18 protein-coding genes are annotated in these 22,622 nt (G+C 34.3%); 6 read left to right on the top strand and 12 right to left on the bottom strand.

What is annotated here, in order from left to right; genetic code table 11:
- Positions 1-3: 3 nt before the first annotated feature.
- The 11 genes from UH7x_RS01510 to cobA form a co-directional block, all read right to left on the bottom strand.
- Entirely contained in the window at positions 4-3,531 is a 3,528-nt protein-coding gene (locus tag UH7x_RS01510; protein ID WP_482361961.1) for a molybdopterin-dependent oxidoreductase, read from the bottom strand.
- Between the two features lie 220 nt (positions 3,532-3,751).
- Positions 3,752-4,423: a response regulator gene (locus UH7x_RS01505; RefSeq protein WP_482361960.1), complete on the bottom strand. Its 672-nt coding sequence runs from the start codon at positions 4,421-4,423 to the stop codon at positions 3,752-3,754.
- 165 nt (positions 4,424-4,588) lie between these two features.
- Positions 4,589-5,890 carry an alginate export family protein gene (locus UH7x_RS01500; RefSeq protein WP_482361959.1) on the bottom strand — a complete coding sequence of 434 codons (1,302 nt, stop codon included), beginning with the start codon at positions 5,888-5,890 and terminating at the stop codon, positions 4,589-4,591.
- Between the two features lie 30 nt (positions 5,891-5,920).
- Entirely contained in the window at positions 5,921-6,745 is an 825-nt protein-coding gene (locus UH7x_RS01495; protein ID WP_482361958.1) for an ABC transporter ATP-binding protein, read from the bottom strand.
- Between the two features lie 17 nt (positions 6,746-6,762).
- Complete coding sequence (locus UH7x_RS01490) at positions 6,763-7,602, bottom strand: ABC transporter ATP-binding protein (RefSeq protein ID WP_482361957.1); 840 nt, start codon at positions 7,600-7,602, stop codon at positions 6,763-6,765.
- 49 nt (positions 7,603-7,651) lie between these two features.
- Positions 7,652-8,746, bottom strand: a complete 1,095-nt coding sequence (locus UH7x_RS01485; RefSeq protein ID WP_482361956.1) for an ABC transporter permease — start codon at positions 8,744-8,746, stop codon at positions 7,652-7,654.
- Positions 8,747-8,786: 40 nt separating this feature from the next.
- Positions 8,787-10,169, bottom strand: a complete 1,383-nt coding sequence (locus UH7x_RS01480) for a CmpA/NrtA family ABC transporter substrate-binding protein (protein WP_482361955.1) — start codon at positions 10,167-10,169, stop codon at positions 8,787-8,789.
- A 279-nt stretch (positions 10,170-10,448) separates the two neighbouring features.
- Positions 10,449-11,204, bottom strand: coding sequence for a Crp/Fnr family transcriptional regulator (locus UH7x_RS01475; RefSeq protein ID WP_482361954.1), 756 nt, complete (start codon positions 11,202-11,204; stop codon positions 10,449-10,451).
- 11 nt (positions 11,205-11,215) lie between these two features.
- Entirely contained in the window at positions 11,216-12,634 is a 1,419-nt protein-coding gene (locus tag UH7x_RS01470; RefSeq protein ID WP_482361953.1) for an MFS transporter, read from the bottom strand.
- Between the two features lie 279 nt (positions 12,635-12,913).
- Positions 12,914-13,279: a group I truncated hemoglobin gene (locus tag UH7x_RS01465; protein ID WP_482361952.1), complete on the bottom strand. Its 366-nt coding sequence runs from the start codon at positions 13,277-13,279 to the stop codon at positions 12,914-12,916.
- Positions 13,280-13,547: 268 nt separating this feature from the next.
- Positions 13,548-14,321 carry a uroporphyrinogen-III C-methyltransferase gene (gene cobA, locus UH7x_RS01460; RefSeq protein ID WP_482361951.1) on the bottom strand — a complete coding sequence of 258 codons (774 nt, stop codon included), beginning with the start codon at positions 14,319-14,321 and terminating at the stop codon, positions 13,548-13,550.
- A gap of 124 nt (positions 14,322-14,445) precedes the next feature.
- Here cobA and nirB point away from each other — a divergent pair, with 124 nt between their 5' ends.
- From nirB to UH7x_RS01430, 6 genes are all read left to right on the top strand, one after another.
- Positions 14,446-16,950, top strand: a complete 2,505-nt coding sequence (gene nirB, locus UH7x_RS01455; RefSeq protein ID WP_482361950.1) for a nitrite reductase large subunit NirB — start codon at positions 14,446-14,448, stop codon at positions 16,948-16,950.
- A gap of 84 nt (positions 16,951-17,034) precedes the next feature.
- Positions 17,035-17,412 carry a nitrite reductase small subunit NirD gene (nirD, locus tag UH7x_RS01450; protein ID WP_482361949.1) on the top strand — a complete coding sequence of 126 codons (378 nt, stop codon included), beginning with the start codon at positions 17,035-17,037 and terminating at the stop codon, positions 17,410-17,412.
- 21 nt (positions 17,413-17,433) lie between these two features.
- Positions 17,434-18,024, top strand: coding sequence for a DUF4202 domain-containing protein (locus UH7x_RS01445; protein ID WP_482361948.1), 591 nt, complete (start codon positions 17,434-17,436; stop codon positions 18,022-18,024).
- 28 nt (positions 18,025-18,052) lie between these two features.
- A complete protein-coding gene (locus UH7x_RS01440) occupies positions 18,053-19,879 on the top strand; it encodes an ATP-binding protein (protein ID WP_482361947.1) in 1,827 nt (608 codons plus the stop codon).
- A 1-nt stretch (position 19,880) separates the two neighbouring features.
- The gene (locus UH7x_RS01435) at positions 19,881-20,474 is read left to right on the top strand and encodes a precorrin-2 dehydrogenase/sirohydrochlorin ferrochelatase family protein (RefSeq protein WP_482361946.1); all 594 of its coding nucleotides are present in this window, start codon (positions 19,881-19,883) and stop codon (positions 20,472-20,474) included.
- The gene (locus UH7x_RS01430) at positions 20,464-20,829 is read left to right on the top strand and encodes a DUF7009 family protein (protein ID WP_482361945.1); all 366 of its coding nucleotides are present in this window, start codon (positions 20,464-20,466) and stop codon (positions 20,827-20,829) included. The genes UH7x_RS01435 and UH7x_RS01430 overlap by 11 nt, the downstream gene beginning before the upstream one ends.
- 18 nt (positions 20,830-20,847) lie before the next feature.
- Here the strand turns inward: UH7x_RS01430 and UH7x_RS01425 are convergent, their stop codons facing one another.
- Complete coding sequence (locus UH7x_RS01425; RefSeq protein ID WP_482361944.1) at positions 20,848-22,470, bottom strand: OmpA family protein; 1,623 nt, start codon at positions 22,468-22,470, stop codon at positions 20,848-20,850.
- Positions 22,471-22,622 lie beyond the last annotated feature (152 nt).

Below are 22,622 nucleotides of genomic sequence, written 5' to 3'. Positions count from 1 at the left end.
GTATTAAGCATTTACCAATTGATTATCTAAAAGTGCTTTAATCTCTGGTTTGCAACTACCACAACCTAATCCGGCTCCAGTTTGCGCGCATAAATTTTTAAATTCGGTGCACCCGCCAGCGATTGCATCGGTAATATTTCCTTCACCAACTTGACTACAAGAACAAACTAATTCTCCTTTTAATGGTTCTGTATTTGATGCACCTCGTAATAGTTCATTTCGTTTTTCTGATAGTTCTATTTCTTCTTCTATAAGTCGCTTGAATTCAGCAAACTCATTTTTGTCACCCATCAAAATTGCTCCTTTTAGAGTATCGTCTTTAACGATACATTTTTTATAAAAACGTTGGCTAACATCCATTAAAATAATCTCTTCATAACTACTGTCATCCGAAGGAATATTTACCATGCCGATACTACATAAATCGAGATTTTCGAATTTTAAAATATTCATTAATACCGAGCCGTTGTATAGGCTACTGAAATCTCCTAAAATATAGTTTGCAGCGATGTCTGCCTGTTGTTCGGCAGCAGAGGTAATGCCAAAAAGAGAATTGTTGAATTCAGCTATTTCACCCAAACCAAAAATTGATGGGTCGCTAGATTGTAAATATGAATTTACAATAAGTCCACGGCGTGTTTTTAAATTTGCGCGTTTCGCCAATTCAATATTTGGTCGCGTACCAATGGCATAAACAATAGCGTTACATTGTAATGTTCTGCCTGTTTTTAAATTAACTAATAGCGTATGTGCATTTTCTTTTTCTTCAAAAACAGTACTTACTTCGTTGTCAAAATAAATATCTATGTCTCGTTCAGATACGTCCTCAGCAAGTAATCTGCTTGCAACATCATCTAATTGACGTTCCATTAATCTATGCGCGCGTTGAACGATACTTATATTAATGCCAATATGTTTTAGGGCTGCAGCAAGTTCAAGACCTAATAGTCCACCACCAACAATTACCACGTGTTGTTTTTCTACTGGTAATTCTGTTTTCTTTAAATAGTGCCGTAATTTATCAGCATCACCTCGTTCACGCATTGTAAACCTTCCAGGCTGATTTATTTGAACTTCGCTAGGAACAAAAGCGCTACTTCCCGTTGCCATGATTAGAAGGTCGTAGCTATGTGCTTCACCATTAGAATCTGTAACTGTTTTGTTGGTAGCATCAATATCATCAATGCCTAAACCACAATGTAGATGAACTCCTAATTTTTTAATCTCACCTTTCTTTAATTTTTCAAGTGATTCCCAAGAAAGCATTTCACTAACATATTCTGGTAATAAAACGCGATTGTAAAATGGGTCGTGTTCTTTTGAAAAAACATGCAATTCATCTTTTTTGTTTTTTTCGCGGTACGATTGTATAAAGCGATAGGCGGCTGCGCCTGCGCCAATAACAACAACCTTTTGCACTGGTTTGACATGTTTTTCAACTTGTACAGCACAATATTTAAAATCGGGTTCTTTAGAAATAGGGTCAACTATATCATTGGTGATATTATTGGCTCTTCCAAAATCGTTATTCAAAATTTTTCCCCAATGCATTGGTAGAAAAACAACACCTTCACGAATATCTAAATTCACTTTCACTTTTACTTGTACTTCACCACGTCTGCTTTTAACGATAGCGATGTCGCCATCTTTTAGCTTCTTTAAATAGGCATCAACCTTATTCATTTCGAGATAGGGTTGTGGAATATGGGTTAATAAACGTTTAACTTTTCCAGTTTTTGTACGGGTATGCCATTGATCTCTGACTCTACCAGTATTTAATATTAATGGGAAATCTATATCAGTTACTTCCGATGAATTATAAAGACTTTGTGGAGCATTAAAATGCGCTTTTTTATCTGGAGTATGGAATGATAAATCAGAAAATAAACGTGGTGTTCCTGGGTGAGTATCATAAGGTACCGGCCACTGAAAACTGCCTTCGTTTTTTAAACGCTCATATGATAAACCAGAAATATCAATGTTTGTGCCTTTAGTTAGTAGGCAGTGTTCATCATAAACTTCACTAGCATTTTTATAATCAAATCCTCTAAAGCCCATGGCTTGTGCGAAACGCCATAGAATCTCTACATCTGGTAAGGCTTCTGCTGGCGGGTCAATTACTTTGGGTAAATAACTTATGCGACGTTCAGAGTTTGTCATCGTGCCTTCCTTCTCTAACCAACCCGCGGCAGGTAAAAGTAAATCCGCAAATTTTGTCGTTTCGGAATTGTGTGAAATATCTTGAACTACAACAAATGCAGCTTTTTTTAATGCTCGTTCAACTTTATGTACATTAGGCATACTTACAGCTGGATTAGTGCAAATAATCCAAATAGCTTTTAGTTTTCCACTATCTAGTGCATCAAACATTTCGGTGGCTGTATAACCTGGTTTTTCTTGAATTTCTTTGCCGCCCCAGAAATCAGTAACTTCTTTTCGATGTACCGGATTTGCCAAATCTTTATGTGCAGCCAATAGATTTGCCATTCCGCCAACCTCGCGACCTCCCATAGCATTTGGTTGCCCAGTTAATGAAAACGGTCCGCAACCCGGTTTACCTATTTGTCCCGTTAATAACGAAAGATTTAACAGCGAAACATTCTTAGAAACACCAATTACACTTTGGTTGAGACCCATGGTCCACATGCTAAGAAATTTACTTGCTTCACCAATATATTGAGCTGCTTTCCTTATTTCAGAAGCTGAGATTCCACATTTTTCGGCAGCTTGCCGAATTGATAATGAAAAGGCTAATTCTTTTACCTCCTCAAAATTAACAGTATGTTTCTTTATAAAGCTCTTGTCAATTTTTCTTTTGTCAATTAACCAACGCGCTATAGCATTGAATAAAATTACATCGGTACCTGGTAGTATTTGTAAATGTAAATCGGCTGCTGCTGCCGTTTGAGTTTTTCGTGGGTCAACTACAATTACTTTTACTTCGGGGTTGTCTGCTTTACGTTGTTCTAATCTACGATATAAAATAGGGTGACACCATGCTGGGTTTGCACCTGCAATTAAAAAAGTATCTGCCAATTCAATATCTTCATAAGAAATAGGAACTGAATCTTCACCTACCGTTTTTTTATAACCAACTACGGCAGAACTCATACACAAACGTGAATTTGTATCAATGTTATTCGTGCCAATAAAACCTTTGGTAATTTTATTAGCTAAGTAATATTCTTCTGTTAAACATTGCCCGGAAACATAAAAACCTACACTGTTAGGGCCATGTTTGTCGATAATGCTTTTAAAAACTGCTGCGGCACGTTCAAAAGCCGTGTCCCATGTTACTTTTTGTAAAGGATGATTTCTACTCCATCGCATTTGTGGATGCAAAATACGATCACTAGTATCTTGGGCAACATAATTTAGGTTTCTACCTTTCGAGCATAACATGCCTTTATTGGCCGGGTAATCTTCATCACCTTCAACCTTAATTACACCTTTGTGATCTATATCTACCAATATACCACAGCCTACGCCACAATAGGAGCAAATAGTTTTTTCTGTTTTCTTTTTTTGCATTGCCAATTCGTTTGATAAAAAATGTCAACTACTGAGGGGCAAGTTATAAAAATACGTATTAATACGTAGTTAAAATATAATAATAGTTAGGGGATATTTTGAGAGATTGACAATTAATAAGGTTTATTAACAGTATTTATGGAATAGTATATTAAAGAATGAAGCTAAAAAGAATAGCCTAATTTTTTAATAATTAAAAGTAGAAACTTAAGAGGTAATACTACACCAAATTAAATTCTTGCGCTTTTTTAGATAAATCTATCAAATTTTTAACCTCCATTTTACGCATTAAATTAAATCGGTGGGTTTCAACAGTACGTTTACTATTTTGAAGTTTTTCGGAGATTTGTTGATTGGTAAGCCCTGATAATACGAGTTCTAATACTTGAATTTCCTTATTGGTTAAATCAAATGGAGTTTCGGTACTGGATTCATTTTTTGCAATAGTGCTTACTTTTTTGGTATTTGGATTCAATAAATTATTGACCAATACATTAGAAATATCACCGCTATAATATTTCCCGCCATCGCGAACAGTATGTATAGCTTTAATGAATTCTGTTTTTCCAGTGTCTTTTAATAAATAACCTTTGGCACCTGCAGCTACAGATTGAAGAATATATTCTTCAGAATCGTGCATCGATAGAATTATACATTTAACATCTGTATTAAGTGCACTTAATTTTTGTACAGCTTCGATACCTGTCATTTTTGGCATGCGTATATCTATTATCAATAAATCAGGTTTCTTTTCTGAAACCAATGAAATAGCTTCTGTGCCATCGGCACCTTCACCTATTACTTTTAGGTCTTCTTCACTTTCTAAGAGTGCTCTTATGCCGTCGCGAACCAATGAATGGTCGTCTACTAATATAATGGTTGTCTGATTCAAAATATGCAAAAATATAGGTAGTTATACGTACAAAGATAATAGTTTCCAAAGAACACACCATACAATTGGTTAAGTGGTCATATAATGAATGCCAACTATATGTCAAAAAAAAGCTACCACAACCAAAAGGGGTTATGATAGCCGATCGAAGCAAATTAAAAATTGTTAATTTTTTGCTGCTGTATTTAAAAATTTAGGTTTCATAGTCAACTGTACAAATGCCCAGTTTTGACTGCTTGCTGCTAATGCTTCTGAAACACCTTTTAGTTCGTACATACCATCACTAGCAAACATTTGTGAGTAGCCAATTGCTAAGCCATATCCTTTAAACTTTTTAGCAAAAACTAAATCTAACTCCGTTCCTAATGATTTTTCACCACTAGCCAATTCTTGTGCTCCACTAAAGTTCAATACTTTGACTAAAAGGCTTGAACTTTTGCCAATAGCGAATTTGGCGCTAGCATGAATGTCGGTAAGGCCAACCGAATTTGCATGGTTGCCTACGTAGAAATAATCCATAAATCCATTAAACTTGTGGTTGGTTCCATAGAGTGGAAAAAAAGCTTCGGTTTTGTCTGTAGTTGCGGTATCATTTCCACTTATTATTTCTGCACCTAGGCCTAGTGAAACTCCTTTTGAAACTTTGTAGCTAAGATCTAACCCTAACAGATAAGCGCCACCAACATCAACACTGTTTTGGCGTTCTCCAGATTGTAAATAACCATTAAAAGCTGCGCCAAAACTACCTTTTTTGTAATTTAAATGAGTTCCTAAGGTTAGTAAATTACTAACACCATCGGCAACGGCTGGGTCACCAGTAAAGTTTTGGAAACCGTTATTCATAATCAAAGCACTTGCTGAGAATGTATCCCAATTTTGTTTTAAATACAGGAATTGCATGGTTTTATATGTAAAGAATCCAGTGGTATTGTAAGCGGTTCCAACAGATTGAAATCCACCTGGGTTACCCGTAGTAGCACTAAAATCTTGATTAAAAGCAAGAGCTAAATCCATCATAAACTTTCCCTTTTTATATTTCAACAAAGCAGCATCATGGTTACGTGCCTGCATGGCCCAATCTACTCCACCTAAAATACGTTGGTCATCATACACCAACATTTGACGACCTATTTTTGTTGAGAAGCCTTCGCCTAATTTAATGTCTGCCCAAGCCTGAAAAATTCCGAATGAGTTGTTACTATCCTCAGGTTTTAATTGACGATTTTCTCCCCAAACCATTACATCTTGTAAACTCATATAAAATTTAAAAGATTCAAATTGGTATGTTGCGTTTAATCGCAAACGAGTTGCTACTGCAAAACCTGAATCGGCGGCGTCGGGAATAATACTACCATAGCCGCTTCTAAATTCAGTACGCGGTTTAAATTCTCCATCTAGCACAAATTGTGATGTAGCGACCTGAAACGATAACAGTAATAGAAATAGTAGTAGATATTTATTTTTCATAATCTTCGTATTTTAATATGTGTTTTAATTTTAATGTTCTAAAAAGTCAATAAGATGTTTTCTATAGGTGTAATAATCGTTATGTTCTAAAACCGATTTTCGAGTTCGTGGTCTTTCAAAATTTATATTTAAAATATCTCCAATTTTTGCACTAGGACCACTGGTCATCATTACAACACGATCAGCCAAGAAAATTGCCTCATCTACATCATGTGTAATCATAACCGCTGTAATTTTTTCTTTGTTCCAGATTTCAATTAAGATATCTTGTAGTTCTCCCCGTGTTAATGAATCTAACATTCCAAAAGGTTCATCTAATAATAAAACTTTTGGTTTTATAGCGAAAGCTCTTGCAATGCCCACTCTTTGTTGCATGCCTTGTGAAAGCTCAGATGCTTTTTTATCAAACGCTCCGTCTAAACCTACTTTATGTAAATAGTACTTTGCGATATCTGTACGTTGCTTTTTAGTTGCATGAGAGAATACTTGATTTACTCCTAACATTACATTTTGTAATGCGGTCATCCACGGCATTAGGCTAGGGGATTGAAATATTACTCCTCTATCTGGTCCTGGTCCCTTTACAGGATTGCCTAATACGGCTATATTACCACCAGAGATTGGATTTAAACCCGCAATCATTGACAGCATAGTTGTTTTTCCGCAACCAGAATGGCCGATAATGGTTACGAATTCCTCTTTCATTATTTGTAAATCTAAATCTTCAAGTACAACATAATCTCCTTTTGGAGTTGGATATACTTTCTTTAGTTTGGAGAGGTCTAACATCACTTTCGAAGGATATAATATTCCGTTCTCCGTCATTGATTTATCAATTGTTGTTTCGGTGCTCATCTTCTTTTATTTTGAGATTAGGCTACAAAGCTTTTAGGACTTATTTCTGGAAGGATGTATTCGGTATGAGATACTGATTTTCGTTCTTCGCCTATATCCATTAAGTATTCTATAATCGCGTTTCGCGTTTTTTTATAATTTGGATTATCATTCAAAGCTGTTTTATCCCTAGGTCTATCAATATCTATCTTAAATTCGGGACCTAGAGTTGCATTTGGACCTGGTTTTAATGGGATGATTCTGTCTGCCATATATATACCTTCATCTACATCGTTTGTGATTAATAATGCCGTACGCTTGTCTTGACTCCAAATATTCAGAATTTCATCTTGAAGATTGCCTCTAGTAAGTGCATCTAAGGCACCAAGAGGCTCGTCCATAATAATCATCTCAGGGTTCATGGCTAATGCTCTTGCCACGGCAACACGTTGTCGCATTCCACCAGATAATTCTTTGGGTCTTTTATTAATTGCGGGGGTTAAGCTTACCATTGCAACATAATCTTTAACGCGCTGCTGAAGTACACTTTTACGTTCTTTAGGAAAGGCCTCTTTTACAGCCATATATACATTCTGGCCAACAGTTAACCAAGGTAATAATGAGTAGTTTTGAAAAATTACGCCTCTTTCATGACTGGTATCAATAACTGGTTCGCCCTTAAATAAAACTTCGCCACTTGTAGGTTTTAGAAGTCCATTTATTAAGTTTACTAAGGTTGTTTTACCACTACCTGTAAAGCCAACAATAGCAACGAATTCACCTTCTTCGATTGATAAATTTATATCTGACAGTACTTCTGTGGCATTCTCGCCTTCTCCGTACGTTTTATAAATGTTATTTAGTTCTAAATATGCCATTTCTCGTGATTATGTGTTCGTATTTTAAGTGTTGTTCTTTTAGTGATGCTTAGTCATTTTTATTAAATGAAACCATGTTTTGAACCATTAGCATTAATCGATCTAATAAGAACCCGATGATGCCAATTACGAACATGGCTACAATAATTTTAGCGTTTGAATCATTGGCTCCGTTTTGAAATTCTTCCCATACGAATAATCCTAACCCTTGGCTTTGCGCTAATAATTCAATGGCAATTAGTACCATCCATGCTACAGATAATGTAATTCGTAAACCAGTAAAAATTAGAGGCAAAGAGGAGGGGAGTATTACTTTAAATACTTTTTGAAAAGTACCCAACTTTAATACTTTAGCAACATTTATATAATCCTTATCTACCGATGAAACTCCCATAGCAGTATTCACTAAGGTTGCCCACATAGCACATAAGCCAACACTAATAAATGATATTACAAATGCATTATCTGAACTATCACCAATGTATAGGGTTTTCACAATCATGAAAACCAACAAGTACCACACTACTGGAGAAACTGGTTTGAAAATTTGAATGAACCAGTTAAAAGCACTTCGTAAGGAAGGACTCAAACCAATAATAATTCCGATGGGAACAGCAATTAAAAGCGCTAAAAGAAAACCAGCAAAAACGGTTTTTATACTCGTTAGTACAATATCAACAAAAGAAGAGCGCCCTGTATAAACAATAGCATCTTTACCTTTGGCAATCAGCTTAGCATTGGTGTCAGCCATTTTGTCTGCAAAGGCAGCCTTGTCTGCTGTAATCACTTTATGATCCGCGATTAAGGTTTGTAAAGAACTCCATACTTGAGTAGGAGAAGGCAACGTATTTGGTTGACAACTACTATTACCAGAAGCAATACATGTACGTTCTGCATCGGCAGCAGCTTGACCTCGTTCTGCTAGTGCTTTTTCAATTTTAAAGTTAGCCTCCTTATTATAAAGTGCCTTAGAACCCAAGTGCCATAAGCCAAGAAATAAAGCTATGGATAATATGGTAATTCCAGATTTCTTGAGCCATGCTATTAGGTCACCTTGTTGAATTTTTGGAGTTAATTTTGCTAACAATGGTTTTAAAAAAGCTACTCCTTCTTCCTCTTTTTTTAATGTGATGTCTTGTTCCATTTTGCTATTCTTTTACTTCGATTTATTTTTCTAGTACTTCTTAGTCTTTATTACCAATTGAGAAACTATTTATATACCCGATTGGGTCTTTAGCATCATAGCTTGTACCGTCGATAAAGTCGGCTGTTGCAATCTTGTAACCATCTGTTTCGGGAACATCAGCTGCAGGAATTTGTCCTTCTGCAACTAATAAATCTGCTGCTTTTTTCCAGATATCTGGTCGGTAAATATCTTTGATAGTTTCGCCATACCATTCTGCTGATTTCGTTTCAGGAATTTGTCCCCATCTGCGCATTTGAGTTAAGAACCAAATACCATCGGAGTAAAACGGATATGTAGCATTGTACTTATAGAATACATTAAAATCTGGCATTTCACGTTTGTCACCTTTCTCAAATTCAAAAGTCCCTGTCATTGAATTCGCAAGTACTTCCTCTGGTGCGCCAACGTATTGCGACATAGATAATATTTTTACTGCCTCAGCTCTGTTTGAAGGTTCATCTAACCATTTACCTGCACGTATTAAAGCTTTAGTAACTGCTATAGCGGTATTTGGATTATCATCGACAAATTTCTTGGTCATAACAAATACTTTTTCCGGATTATTTTTCCAGATATCATAGTTTGTTGTTACAGGAACTCCAATACCTTTAAATACTGCTTGTTGATTCCATGGTTCTCCTACGCAGTAACCATAAATAGTACCTGATTCTAAAGTAGCTGGCATTTGTGGCGGAGGAGTTACAGATAATAATACTTCAGCATCAATTTGTCCCTGAACATTATCAGCCGTATACATACCTGGGTGAATTCCGGCAGCCGCTAACCAATAACGTATTTCATAGTTATGAGTAGATACTGGAAAAACCATTCCCATTTTAAAAGGCTTGCCACTGTTTTTGTATTCCGTGATAACAGGTTTTAAGGCATCTGCTTTAATTGGGTGAACTGGTTTTCCCTCACCGTCTTTAGGTACATTAGGTTTCATTTTAGACCAAACATCATTTGAAACTGTTATTCCATTTCCATTTAAATCCATTGAAAAAGGAGTAACCAATTGTGCTTGTCTTCCAAATCCAGCACCGGCTGCAATAGGTTGACCAGCTAACATATGCGAACCGTCTAATTGACCATCAATAACACGATCTAAAACGTTTTTCCAGTTAGACTGTGCCTCAACCGAAACGAAAAGTCCTTCTTCTTCAAAAAATCCTTTTTCTTTTGCTATAGCTAAGGGAGCCATATCAGTTAGTTTAATAAATCCAAAAGTCAACTGTGGTTTTTCAATATCAAGTTGTTTTGTTTTGGAGGTAATAGCTTCTTCAGTTGCAGTTGCTGCTTTTTTTGTTTCTTTTCCGCCGCATGCCATTACTACAGTCGTAAGAACTGCAAGCAAGGAATTTTTCGTAATGTTAGTTTTCATATTAGTGTTTTTATTATTTAACTACGTACTTATACTTATTCACGGCAAATATATACGTAATTATAAATTTGATACATGCGATTTCACACATTTATATATCCTTTTACAACATGTTTAAATACTACAAATAGCAGTATATAAACTGCTAAAAAGCAGGTATTTAATTTAATTAACTAAAATTCAAACAATTGTATTAATCAATAAAACCTAACAAAAAAGCGCTACGTATACGTAGCGCTTGAGTATATAAAACTTTCCAAAAAACCTGTTGAAGTAAAATTAACTTGTTAGATAAAAATTATGTTCAGATATTTCGTTTTGTAATAATGAAATATTAGGGATACTAATACGCTTACCTTTAGTGGTAATAAGCTTTTCTTTTCTAAGTGCAGATAAAACACGTATAACTTGTTCTTCTGTCGTGCCTGCATAATCAGCATATTCTCTTCGACTTAAAATAACTGCCAAAAAGCCAGATTCTTGTCCGAACTTTCGATTAACATACAATAAGGTATCAATAACTTTTTCACGTACCGTCATTTGTGAAAGGGATTTTACTTTAGCTTCACTTTTATTAAGTTCATCAGCATAAAATAGCATTAAATCGTAAGTAAATGAAGGTACTACACGTAATACCTCTTGTAGGCTTTCTTTTGAAAAGTAACAGAAGGTGCTGTCTTCTATGGCAACTGCACTAATGGTATATGATTCTTCGGTGCCAAAACCTCTATGCCCAATAATTTCACCTTTTGTAGCAAAGCGAACTATTTGTTCTTTTCCATTAAGGCCAGTTCGAAATACTTTAGCTTTTCCTCTAAGAACGAAGAAGAGCCCCGTTACCGGAGCTCCTTCTAATATAAACTGTTGACCTTTTTTACAACGAATTTGTTTTTGTTCTTCTGTAGTTTTTGATACTACATTAGATTTTAAGTTTTTTTTAATTAAACACCCCTCATTAGTACAATCAACACATGTTGTACCTGCTAAATAAAGGTTGTTTGATGATGCTTGTATTTTAGTTGAGGTTGAAATCATAATTACTTTTTTTATTTATCACCTAAAACTAATTTTGGCTGAACTTTTTTCATTTCCAAGTCAGAAGCTTTTTCATCAGCTGTTGAAAATTTTATCGCTAATGTGGTTAACGCTGTAATTACCACAAATCCACCAATAATAAAATATCCACTGGAAACTGCACCTGCAGAAGCAGCTGACTGTGCAGCTTTCATTGCTACTTCTCCTAAATCTGCATTAGCACCTAAAGCTGTTGTTTCTGCAACTGCTGATTTAGATTTTAAGAACATGGCTGCTAAAAAAGCGCCCACGTTTCCACCAGCTCCTACAATACCAGAAATAGAACCGATTGCTTTTTTATTTATAAACGGAACAACGGAAAATGTTGCACCCTCAGCCATTTGCACGGTAAGACTAAAAGCAATTAAAAATACCATACCTACTGCTAAACTTGTAGTCATGGAGAAAAATGATAGCATTAACCCCTCTGCAGCTAGAATAACCGTTAGAAAAAGTACTCTACCTCTTAAACCTTTTAGTTTTCCAAACTTATCGCCGAAAAAACCACCCAGCGTGCGTGCAAAAATATTCATTAAGGCGAATGATAATACTAAGTTACCTGCTGTTGAACGTGTAAGCCCAAACCTGTTTTGCAAATAATCATCCATGGTACCATAAACAGTAAGTTCCATTCCAAAACTTGCAGCATAAACAATAAATAGAATCCAAACCCGGTAATCTTTTAATACACTCATAAATGACTCTTCGTCTTTTTTTAAGGCTGGCATTTTACCTTCTTCTTTTAATTGAGCGAAATTACCTTCTGGAGTATCTTGGGTAAAGAAGTAATATACAACACCCATTAGCATTGCAATTACACCGGCAATTACCATTGAATAGCGCCATGCTATTTCATCTGCAACACCAAAACTTACAACTGCTGCTGCTATTAAAGGCATCCCTAAGCGGTTAGCACCTCCTCCTAAATTTCCCCATCCTGCAGAAGTAGCATTTGCTGTACCTACTATATTTGGGGCAAACATTATTGACGTGTGAAATTGTGTGATTACAAATGAAGCTCCAATAAAGCCTATAAATAATCTACAGATTAAAAATTGTGTTGGGGTCTGTACAAAACCAAGTAGAATTACAGGTATTGCGCCAAATATTAATAAATAGGTATAACATAATCTTGGACCATACTTATCGCATAACTTTCCAATTAGTAATCTAGCAAATACTGTACCTGTAACGGCTAAAATAATTGAGTTCCATTTTTGATCTGGTGTCAGTCCTAAATCTTTTACAACATCTGGCATAAAAGGTACAATACCAAACCATGCGAAAAAACAAATGAAAAATGCAATTGAAGTTATCCAAAACGTGCGAATAGGCATCGATTTGAAATCTGTAAGTTTTAAAGTAGTTGCTTTTTGAGATTGTATTTCCATAATACGCAGATTTAATGTTTAATTAAAAACAAAACTACGTATATTTCTACGTATTAATACTTATTTTTTGTAATATTTTTAGTCTGCTACGTATTTTTATTGAGATGAAATTTAGTGGCTGTGGAAAATTAATAATTCTGAAAATAGGACGTAGTTTTTGATGAAATGATAAAATCATGGTGCTACTTGTTCAACTTTTTAGAATTTCTAATCGTAATAAATTGAAGATTTGTGTCTTAGATTGGTATTTAGAAACTGTAATTTAATCTGAAGATTACATTACCTATTAAGTACGTCGTCTTTTACACTAAGTGTAATTGCTACGACTTCATCAATTAATTCTCCCGGAACATTTAGCTCCTCAAGAGAATATATTAAATGTCCTGCAACTGACTCAAAATGAGACTCATTAAGATCCATTTTCTTATGTGCTTTGCGCATAGTCTTACCAGTGTAGTTCATAGGGCAACCAAAAGCATAGGATAAAAAGGCTTTCTGCTTTCCTATTTGCTTTTTCATGTTTTTACCCTTGAAGAAGTGACTTATACTTTCGTCTGCCAATACTTTGGCATAAAAAATATCAACAGCAGAGTTTACTGCATCCATACCACCCAGTCTTTCGTACAAACTTTCTTTAGTTTCCATTTCTTTAGATTAAATTATTTTACGATTCGATTTTATTCGTAATGTTGGAGGTATTTAGTCTATACTAAAAATAGTGTAAATGACGTATAAATACGTATTTTGAAGGGGTATAAATGTCATTTTTATGAGTATGACGAAATGGCCTATCATAAATTATGAATTGAAAAAAAAGTCAAGCCAATTTTAAAGAATTTAGTTTATTGAAGAATTAGAATAATTAATTTTTAGCAATATCTTCAGGGTATACAACATATATAATAGCTAATCTTTACATATTAGAATGTAAAACGCGTTGTATTTCTTCTTCAAAAAAAGATGGATGTTCTGCTACCACATTTCCGATAACAATAATACCGGGTTTAGTGGGATTTATTGCATTGTTGTGGTCTTGTATATCATGTAAAGTAGCTACTGTACAACATTCATTTTTCATAGTGCCATTTTGAATAACAGCAATAGGCATATCAGAACCCCTGTATTTACGAACTTCACTGACAATTTCATTCAGCTTTCGAATACCCATTAATATTACCATAGTTGCTGAGGATTGAGAAGCAAATTTTAAATCTTCAGAAAATGAACCGTTTCGTTTGGTCGCAGTCATCACCCAAAAGCTACTGCTAACACCACGCTGTGTCATTGGAATTCCTTGACTCGCTGGAACTGCTAATGCGCTTGAAATACCTGGTACTATAGATACTGGAATACCAAAAGATTCTACATAATCAATTTCCTCATTTGCTCTGCCAAATACAAATGGATCACCGCCTTTTAAACGAACTACATGACCATAATTAAAAGCATTCTCCACTATTAAAGAGTTGATGTTATCTTGAGTAAATGAATGTTGACTACAACGTTTGCCTACGTATATTTTTGGAATAGTATTATTTATCTGCGATAGTAGTTCTTTGCTAACTAGAGCATCATATAATATAACGTCAGCTTCTTGTAGAACTCTTAAACCTCTAACAGTTATTAGGTCTTCACTACCTGGACCTGCACCTACTAAACTTACTTTTGGTGATTTTTGTTCGTTCATCTTATCAATTTTAAACTGTTAGATTGTCAAATTCACAACAAAACTACGTATTTATTTTCATATAATTACATTAAAACTACGTATAAATACTTAATTTTGAATCGTAGTTTAAAAATAGAAGCAAATGAAGACTATTATAGTTGTAGGAAATGGAATGGTGGGGTACAAGTTTTGTGAAAAATTTGTAGCTCATGTTGATTATAAAAATTACAAACTCGTAGTTTTCGGTGAAGAACCTCGTGTGGCATACGATCGAGTTCACTTAAGTGAGTTTTTTGAAGATGGTGATGCAGAACGTTTGAGCTTGGCTCCAAGAAATTGGTATACAGATAATGGTATTGAATTGCATACAAATGAATTGGTTAGTGAAATAAAACGTTCGGAAAAAACTATAACTACATCAAAGGGAAATACAATTGCCTATGATCAATTAGTAATTGCTACAGGTTCTGTACCTTTTGTGCCTCCAATTCGGGGTGTAGAAAAGAAAGGTGTCTTTGTTTATAGAACGATAGAAGATTTGGAAGAAACTTTGGCTTATGCTGATACCATAAAAGGAGGGAAGGCTGCTATTTTAGGTGGTGGACTATTAGGACTAGAAGCGGCTAAAGCTGTAATGGATATGGGACTTGAACCTCATGTGGTTGAGTTTGCTCCAAAATTGATGCCGCGCCAATTAGATACAAGAAGTAGTAAGGTACTTCAGGTGAAATTGGAATCTATGGGAATTAACATTCACCTTAGTAAAGCAACAAATCAAATTCTTGGTAATGGTAGTATTACTGGAATGGAATTCGGTGAAGATGATATACTTGATGTAGAAATGCTCGTAATATCTGCCGGCATACGCCCTCGTGATGAACTTGGAAAAAGTTCTGGTCTAGAAATGGGAACTCGTGGAGGAATCGTTGTGAATAATAAAATGCAAACTTCAGACCCTAGTATATTGGCTATTGGTGAAGTGGCACTTTACAATCAAATGATTTATGGCTTGGTAGCACCAGGGTACGAAATGGCTCAGGTTGCTGTAGATCAAATTATGGGTCAAGAAGATTCTTTAATGGCTGCTGAAATTGATATGTCTACGAAACTTAAACTGATTGGAGTTGATGTTGCTAGTTTCGGAACTCCTTTTATGCCAGCAGAAAAAGGACATTCAATCATATTTGAAAACAAAACAGAAAGCTTATATAAAAGGATAAACGTTAGCCACGATGGTAAAAAATTACTGGGTGGTATATTAGTTGGCGATGCTGATGACTACAATATGCTTTTGCAGATGTATCAAAATGAAATGCCATTACCAGATAATCCAGAAGCTTTAATTATTGGAGGTAGAAGCGAAGGTGGTAGCTCTTTTGGTAGTGTTATGGACCTGCCAGATACTGCTGTTGTTTGCTCGTGTGAGGCTGTAACGAAAGGTGCAATTTGCTGTTCAGTATTAGAAGATGGTAACGAAAGCGTAAAGGCTGTTGCTAAAGCGACAAAAGCTGCTACCGGTTGTGGCGGTTGTAAACCTATGGTTAGTGATTTAATAACTGAGAGCCTTAAGTCATTAGGTAAAACAGTGAAGGTGCAAATCTGTGAGCATTTTGATTATTCACGTCAAGAGCTTTTTGATATTGTAAAATTAAGAGGTGTTCAAGATTTTGATGAGCTAATAGATACTGTTGGTAAAGGTCATGGTTGTGAAACTTGTAAACCAGCTGTTGCTGCAATTTTTGCAAGTATCTATAATGAGACAGCAAACAAACAAGAGACTATTCAAGATACAAATGACCGTTATTTAGCAAATATTCAACGTAATGGAACTTATTCAGTGGTACCTAGAGTTGCTGGTGGTGAAATTACTCCGAAACAATTAATGGCAATGGGCCGTATAGCTCAAAAGTATGATTTATATACTAAAATAACTGGTGGTCAACGTATAGATATGTTTGGTGCCAAGTTGCATGAATTACCATTAATTTGGGAGGAATTGATTCAAGAAGGTTTCGAAACGGGCCAAGCTTATGGCAAATCGTTACGAACGGTTAAGAGTTGCGTTGGTTCTACTTGGTGTAGATATGGTATGGATGAAAGCGTAAGCTTTGCCATAGAAATTGAAAACCGATATAAAGGTATTCGTTCTCCTCATAAATTTAAAGGTGGTGTTTCTGGGTGTATTCGTGAATGTGCGGAGGCAAGAGGAAAAGATTTTGGTTTTATAGCAGTAGAAGGTGGTTGGAATGTTTATGTTGGTGGTAATGGCGGTGCCAATCCAAAACATGCTATTCTACTAGCAGAAAAAGTTGATAAAGAAACCGCAATTAAGCTGGTTGACCGCTTTATAATGTTCTATATTAAAACTGCACTTCCTTTACAACGAACTGCCGCATGGTTAGATAAATTAGAAGGTGGTATTACATACTTACAGAATGTAGTAATCAACGATTCTTTGGGTATTGTAGATGAATTAGATGCAGAAATGCAGGCGCTTGTTGATTCGTACAAATGCGAATGGACCGAAGCAATAGAAACACCTGAAATTCGTGAACGTTATACACATTTTGTGAATTCTGAAGAAACCGATGATAATATAGAATTTGTATCACTACGGGAACAAAAGATGCCGAAAGAATGGGCTTAAAAATGGCACATGGTTAAAATGTAGTACAAAGTAAAAGTATAATGTCTGGTTATTAGAAATCGAGACTCTTTATAACATTGAATTATGATAGTAAATTTAAATACTTACGAAACAGTAAAACCAGAGAATGTATTGGTATGGTTTAAAGCTGCACCGGTTTCTAGGTTTCCAAAGAATGGTGGTGCTTGTATAAAATATAAAGACAAACAAATCGCAATTTTCAATTTCACTCGAGAAGCTACTTGGTATGCTTGTCAGAATTTATGTCCGCATAAAATGGAAATGGTATTATCTCGTGGAATTATTGGCGAAGAAAATATGGAGCCTAAAGTGGCTTGCCCATTACATAAAAATAATTTTTCATTAAAAACGGGTCAACATTTAAACGGTGATTTAGATAGTATTGCAACTTATCCAGTAAAAATAGAGAATGACTTTGTGTATGTAGGCTTTTCTGAATAGTTTTGGTTAAAATAGAATACCATGACAAAATCGGAAAAAATGCAACAAGCGTTTCAACTTTTTGATGCCGCTAATTCACAAGATCCAAATACTGAGATTTATCAAGATAAAAGCTATCCTAAAGAATTGTTGTATGCTGTTCGAATGACAGATCAGTTAAATGCATTTAAAAATGATGCTTCCGAACCTTTGCAATTAACAGCAAGATGCCAACATATCTGTAGGTGGGAGATTCCAAGAGAATCGTATGATATGAATCGGGAAGGTTATTTGCGTTGGAGGCAAGAGTTGAAAAAATTTCATGCGAGCACAGCAGAAGGTATTCTTAAGGAAGTTGGATATTCTGAAGAAATTATAAGTAAGGTTAAATTTCTTCTAGAAAAGAAACAGTTAAAGAAGAACGAAGAAACCCAAACATTAGAAGATGTAGTGTGTTTGGTTTTTCTTGAGCATTATTTCGAGCCGTTTGCAGCGAAACATCCAGAAGAAAAAACAATTGATATACTTCAAAAAACGTGGCGTAAAATGTCTGAAGATGGTCATGAAGCTGCATTAAAATTACCGCTCTCTAAAAATGCTGTAGCTTTAGTCTCGAAGGCAATTAACACATAGTGTTGTAAATTGTTTAAAAATTAGTTAGATGCCAAATAATCCAGAGCAAAACTCTTTAGATACCGCTACATTTCAAAGAATACGAAAGTGGTATTTGTTCGCGATTGCTGGTATTGCACTAACGATTATTATTGCTCAACTATTAATTCAGTCTCATTTAAATACACAATTAAGTGATTCGCGAATAATTAATGTCGCCGGACGTCAACGTGCATTTAGTCAAAAATTAGTTAAAGAGGTTTTTCTTTTACGAGAAGCTACTTCAAGTTCAGAAAAGAGCCGAATTAAAGAAGATATTGAATATACTTTATCCGTTTGGGTTACGTCTCATAAAGCATTACAATCTGGTAGTGGTGAGTTGGAACTTCCAGTAGAAAAAGATACAGAAATGCTTTCGTTGTTTAAAACCATTGATACGCATCATTTAGCAATGGTTACGGCAGCTGAATCAATATTGGCTAAAGAAGGTGATGCAATAGATTTTAACAATGAATTGAATGTTCTTATTGCGAATGAACGTCCGTTTTTAAATTTAATGGATGACATGGTTAATCGATATGATGAGCATAGTAAGATTAAACTTCAGAAATTAAAGCAAAAGGAATTCTTGCTATTAGCATTCTCATTATTGATTTTACTGTTAGAAGTGTTATTAATATTTAGGCCCTTATCATTACAAATTAGAAGAACAATTTCTAATTTAATGAAAAGTCAATCTGAATCTGAAACGAATGCTAAAAAAATTGAAAGTCTATTATCAGAGAAAGAGAAATCGTTAAAGGAATTACAAGAGTTAAATTTTGTTATTGATAATGCTGCTCTTTTTGCTAGTGCTCGTAATGATGGAAGTATCGTTTTTATAAGCAAAAAGTTTTTGAACTTATTAGATGTTGATAAAGAAAAACTTAATAAACCCTTGTCAGAATTGTTATCTACAGATGAGGGACAACAGCGGTATTTAAAAGAAGTACTTAAGGGTAATCGAAAGAATAAAATTAGGAATGAAGAAATTGAAATTACTACCGCCAACGGAGAGCAGATTTGGTTAGATATTTCTATAATACCAATGCATCAAGCAAGTAGGCAGCAAAGTATTTTAATTTTATGTTCTGATATCACTGAAAGAAAACAAAATCAACTAAAATTAGAAGAACTGACGCAACAGAGTTTTGATGAGCGGATGAATCAGAAAAGGCTTCAAGCAAGTCAGATAGTAGAAGGCCAAGAAGAAGAACGAAAAAGAATAGCAAAAGATATACATGATGGTATCGGACAAATGTTAACCGCACTTCGTTTTAATATAGAATCTATTGATATTTCGAACAAAGAAAAGACCGTAGAAAAGATTGCTTATTTAAAGGATCTTACCGCCGATTTAATTAAAGGTGTGCGTACAGCAACTTTTAATCTTACACCACCAGAGTTAAGTGATCATGGTATTTTTCCGGCCTTGCAAAAGATGACTTTTGAGTTAGCTAAACTTACAGGTAAAAATATTTTATTCGATAATAATATTGAAGAAAATATGCGTTTTGACTCTTTGGCTGAAACGAATATTTATAGGGTAACTCAAGAGGCTGTTAACAATGCAATAAAGTATGCCGAAGCAAATTATATTTTAGTGAGTATTAAATTTAGTAATGATATTTTAAGCATTATTATAGATGATGATGGAAAAGGTTTTAATACAGCAATTCTAGGTGAAATGCCTAAGAATAATAGCGAAGGCGGAATGGGACTTTTCTTTATGAAAGAACGTATAAGTTATATTAATGGCCGTTTGTTTATTAATTCTATATTGGGTAAAGGAACTAAGGTGACCATAAATTATAAAATCGAAAAAAAGGAAGTGTAAAATGGAAAAGAATCAATTGTATCCGGTTTTTTTGAAAGTGTCACAACTGAATATTTTAATTGTTGGTGGTGGTAATGTAGCACATGAGAAATTGACATTTCTTTTAAAGTCTAGTCCTAACGCAAATGTAGAAATGGTTTCGCCAATGTATCGCGAAGCGACAATTGAATTAGCCAAAGAGTTCGATATTAAAATGAACTTAGATGACTATAATTCTAAATTTCTAGATTGTAAACATATGGTTATCGCTACTACTGATGTGGTTGCAGTTAATGAGCAAGTTTATCACGATTGTAGAGCACAGCAAATTTTAGTAAACGTTGCAGATAATCCACCTTTCTGCGATTTTTATATGGGCGGTATTGTTACTAAAGGTAATGTGAAAGTTGCAATTTCTACTAACGGAAAATCACCTACAACAGCAAAACGTTTACGTCAATTTTTTGAAGACGTTATACCCGAAAATATTGATGATTTGGTGAAAAACTTAAACGAGTATAGAAAAACTATTAAAGGTGATTTTGAGCAAAAAGTAGAAACCCTTAATGAGTTTACCAAAGGATTGGTGAATAAAAAACAAGACAATGAAAATTAGAATTAAAGGGAATTCAATACGATATAGATTAACACAATCTGATGTGAAAATATTTTGTGAAAAGGGTTATTTTGAGGAGCAGACTCAGTTTATGGAGAATACATTTGTTTACGCAATTAGGTTGTCTGAATCCATTCAAAATATTGAGGCGCATTTAAGTTCTAATAAAATAGAACTTTGCATTTCTAAAATGTTACTAGGGGAGTGGGCTACCAATGAAAAAGTTGGTTTTCAATATAACTACAAACTAAAGGGCGATGAAGTTCTCTCTATTTTAATTGAAAAGGATTTTACTTGCTTGGATAATACTATTGAAGATCAGTCTGATAACTATCCGAACCCGAAACTTCAATAGTATTTGGTATAGGGCTTTTTAGAAATTATTAGTTTCGATATCTATAGAAGCACTTTTATTTTCTGTAGTATCTTTTTTATTCAAAGGAGATAAATATATAATATTGTTCATTGATGGTAATCCAGGTTTTTGGCCAGTTTCAATTCCAATTTGATTGTTCGTATAATTTTCTTTGTAGAAAACCATAATATGCTGATTGTTACTTGGCAATTTTAAATTATAGTAACCATTCGCATCTGTCTCAAATGTAAAGTTCACTTTGTTTGAAATTGAACTTAATTGAATGTGTGTATTCGCAATTGGCTGTTTTGTATTTTCATCAAGTACATATCCTGAATATTCTTGAAAAGTCAATTCTTCTTTTATAACAAGTTGGTAAATATCACTTCCTCCATGACCACCAACTCTATTCGAAGAGAAGTATGCTTTATTCCTACCTCTTTCTGCAATATAAGAGAAATCATCCATCGCACTATTTATTGGTGTTCCCATGTTTAATGGAATGGCGTATTCTGAATTCGCATTTATTCGTGAACTAAAAATATCAAGCCCTCCCATGCCATAATGAGCATCTGAAGAAAAGAATAATTCTTGACCTTTTACAAAAGGATATTCTTCTCTACCGGCAGTGTTAATTTTAGAACCCAAATTGATAGGTGCTGAAATGACATCACCATTATTGTTTAAGATAACTTTATAAATATCACTTTCACCATAACCACCGGGCATATTAGAAGAAAAATATAAATATTTTCCATCGGCACTTATTGAAGGATGATTAAAGGAATAATTTTTATTATTGAAACTTAAAACCTTAATATCTTTTAGTGACTTGTTGCTTACCGTTGCACGCAAAATTTGCTGATTTGTTTTATTTTCTTCTGAGTTATTTCTTGTAAAATATACAGTCTTACTATCTCTTGAGAAAACTAATGCTGGTGCATGGGCTGCGTCTAAAATAATACCAGAAAAATCATCTACACTTACCGCAGAATCTTGACCAATTTTAAATAATTCAAATTTATTGTTATCTTTTTTTCTGGACGATATAAATAACAACCCATCTTTACATAATGCAGCTCCGAAATCAGATGCAGCACTATTAAAAGGTAAATTGGTAATAGTATATTTTTCACTTTTTCTTCTCTGACTGTTTAAATGTTTTTTCTGAGTAAGTATTGAATTTAATTCTTCTTTATTCTCGTAAAAATTAATTAATATTTCGTCTGCTTTTCTTATTTGTCTATTTGATTTTAAACATTCAACTAATTTAATAATGTAATTTTCTTTAAGATTACCTTGTTGTAAATCGTATAATTTTAAGTACCAAATTCCTGCTTCAGAATAATTGCTAATATTAAAATAACTATCTGCTAAATTCTGTATTACATGTATTGAAGGTTCACTATTAGTCTGTAGTAATTCTGCGTACAGTTCAATAGCTTTTTCAAAATGAAAATTATTGAATTCTAAATCAGCTTCATTTAATAAGTCTTTAACAGATGTTGAATAAATGTCTGTATATATTTCGTTTTCAAGGTTCGAATTAGTTGAAATGCTGTTATTTGCATATATAGCGCTTACCGTAAGCAGGTTAAAAAAAAGCAGAATACGAAAATCAAAAAAAATGGGAAACTTCATTATTTCGGTATTACAAGATTGAGTTTTACATTAACAAATATAGTCTGGTTTTTATTTGAAAGGACGGTTTATGTATTCGATGAAATGCTCTTTTAGCTCGTTGTATTACAAATCGTTTTTTTATATGCCGATGAACTGCAACTTTTGAACTT

Source organism: Aurantibacter sp. UH7 (genome assembly GCF_056839165.1).
Note: the sequence above shows the minus strand (reverse complement) of the source record. Positions and strands in the feature narration are given on the sequence as shown.

Coding starts and splice junctions, on each gene's coding strand:
- UH7x_RS01510 (WP_482361961.1), bottom strand. CDS start 3,531: ATGCAAAAAAAGAAAACAGAAAAAACTATTTGCTCCTATTGTGGCGTA.
- UH7x_RS01500 (WP_482361959.1), bottom strand. CDS start 5,890: ATGAAAAATAAATATCTACTACTATTTCTATTACTGTTATCGTTTCAG.
- UH7x_RS01495 (WP_482361958.1), bottom strand. CDS start 6,745: ATGAGCACCGAAACAACAATTGATAAATCAATGACGGAGAACGGAATA.
- UH7x_RS01490 (WP_482361957.1), bottom strand. CDS start 7,602: ATGGCATATTTAGAACTAAATAACATTTATAAAACGTACGGAGAAGGC.
- UH7x_RS01485 (WP_482361956.1), bottom strand. CDS start 8,746: ATGGAACAAGACATCACATTAAAAAAAGAGGAAGAAGGAGTAGCTTTT.
- UH7x_RS01480 (WP_482361955.1), bottom strand. CDS start 10,169: ATGAAAACTAACATTACGAAAAATTCCTTGCTTGCAGTTCTTACGACT.
- UH7x_RS01475 (WP_482361954.1), bottom strand. CDS start 11,204: ATGATTTCAACCTCAACTAAAATACAAGCATCATCAAACAACCTTTAT.
- UH7x_RS01470 (WP_482361953.1), bottom strand. CDS start 12,634: ATGGAAATACAATCTCAAAAAGCAACTACTTTAAAACTTACAGATTTC.
- UH7x_RS01465 (WP_482361952.1), bottom strand. CDS start 13,279: ATGGAAACTAAAGAAAGTTTGTACGAAAGACTGGGTGGTATGGATGCA.
- cobA (WP_482361951.1), bottom strand. CDS start 14,321: ATGAACGAACAAAAATCACCAAAAGTAAGTTTAGTAGGTGCAGGTCCA.
- nirB (WP_482361950.1), top strand. CDS start 14,446: ATGAAGACTATTATAGTTGTAGGAAATGGAATGGTGGGGTACAAGTTT.
- nirD (WP_482361949.1), top strand. CDS start 17,035: ATGATAGTAAATTTAAATACTTACGAAACAGTAAAACCAGAGAATGTA.
- UH7x_RS01445 (WP_482361948.1), top strand. CDS start 17,434: ATGACAAAATCGGAAAAAATGCAACAAGCGTTTCAACTTTTTGATGCC.
- UH7x_RS01440 (WP_482361947.1), top strand. CDS start 18,053: ATGCCAAATAATCCAGAGCAAAACTCTTTAGATACCGCTACATTTCAA.
- UH7x_RS01435 (WP_482361946.1), top strand. CDS start 19,881: ATGGAAAAGAATCAATTGTATCCGGTTTTTTTGAAAGTGTCACAACTG.
- UH7x_RS01430 (WP_482361945.1), top strand. CDS start 20,464: ATGAAAATTAGAATTAAAGGGAATTCAATACGATATAGATTAACACAA.
- UH7x_RS01425 (WP_482361944.1), bottom strand. CDS start 22,470: ATGAAGTTTCCCATTTTTTTTGATTTTCGTATTCTGCTTTTTTTTAAC.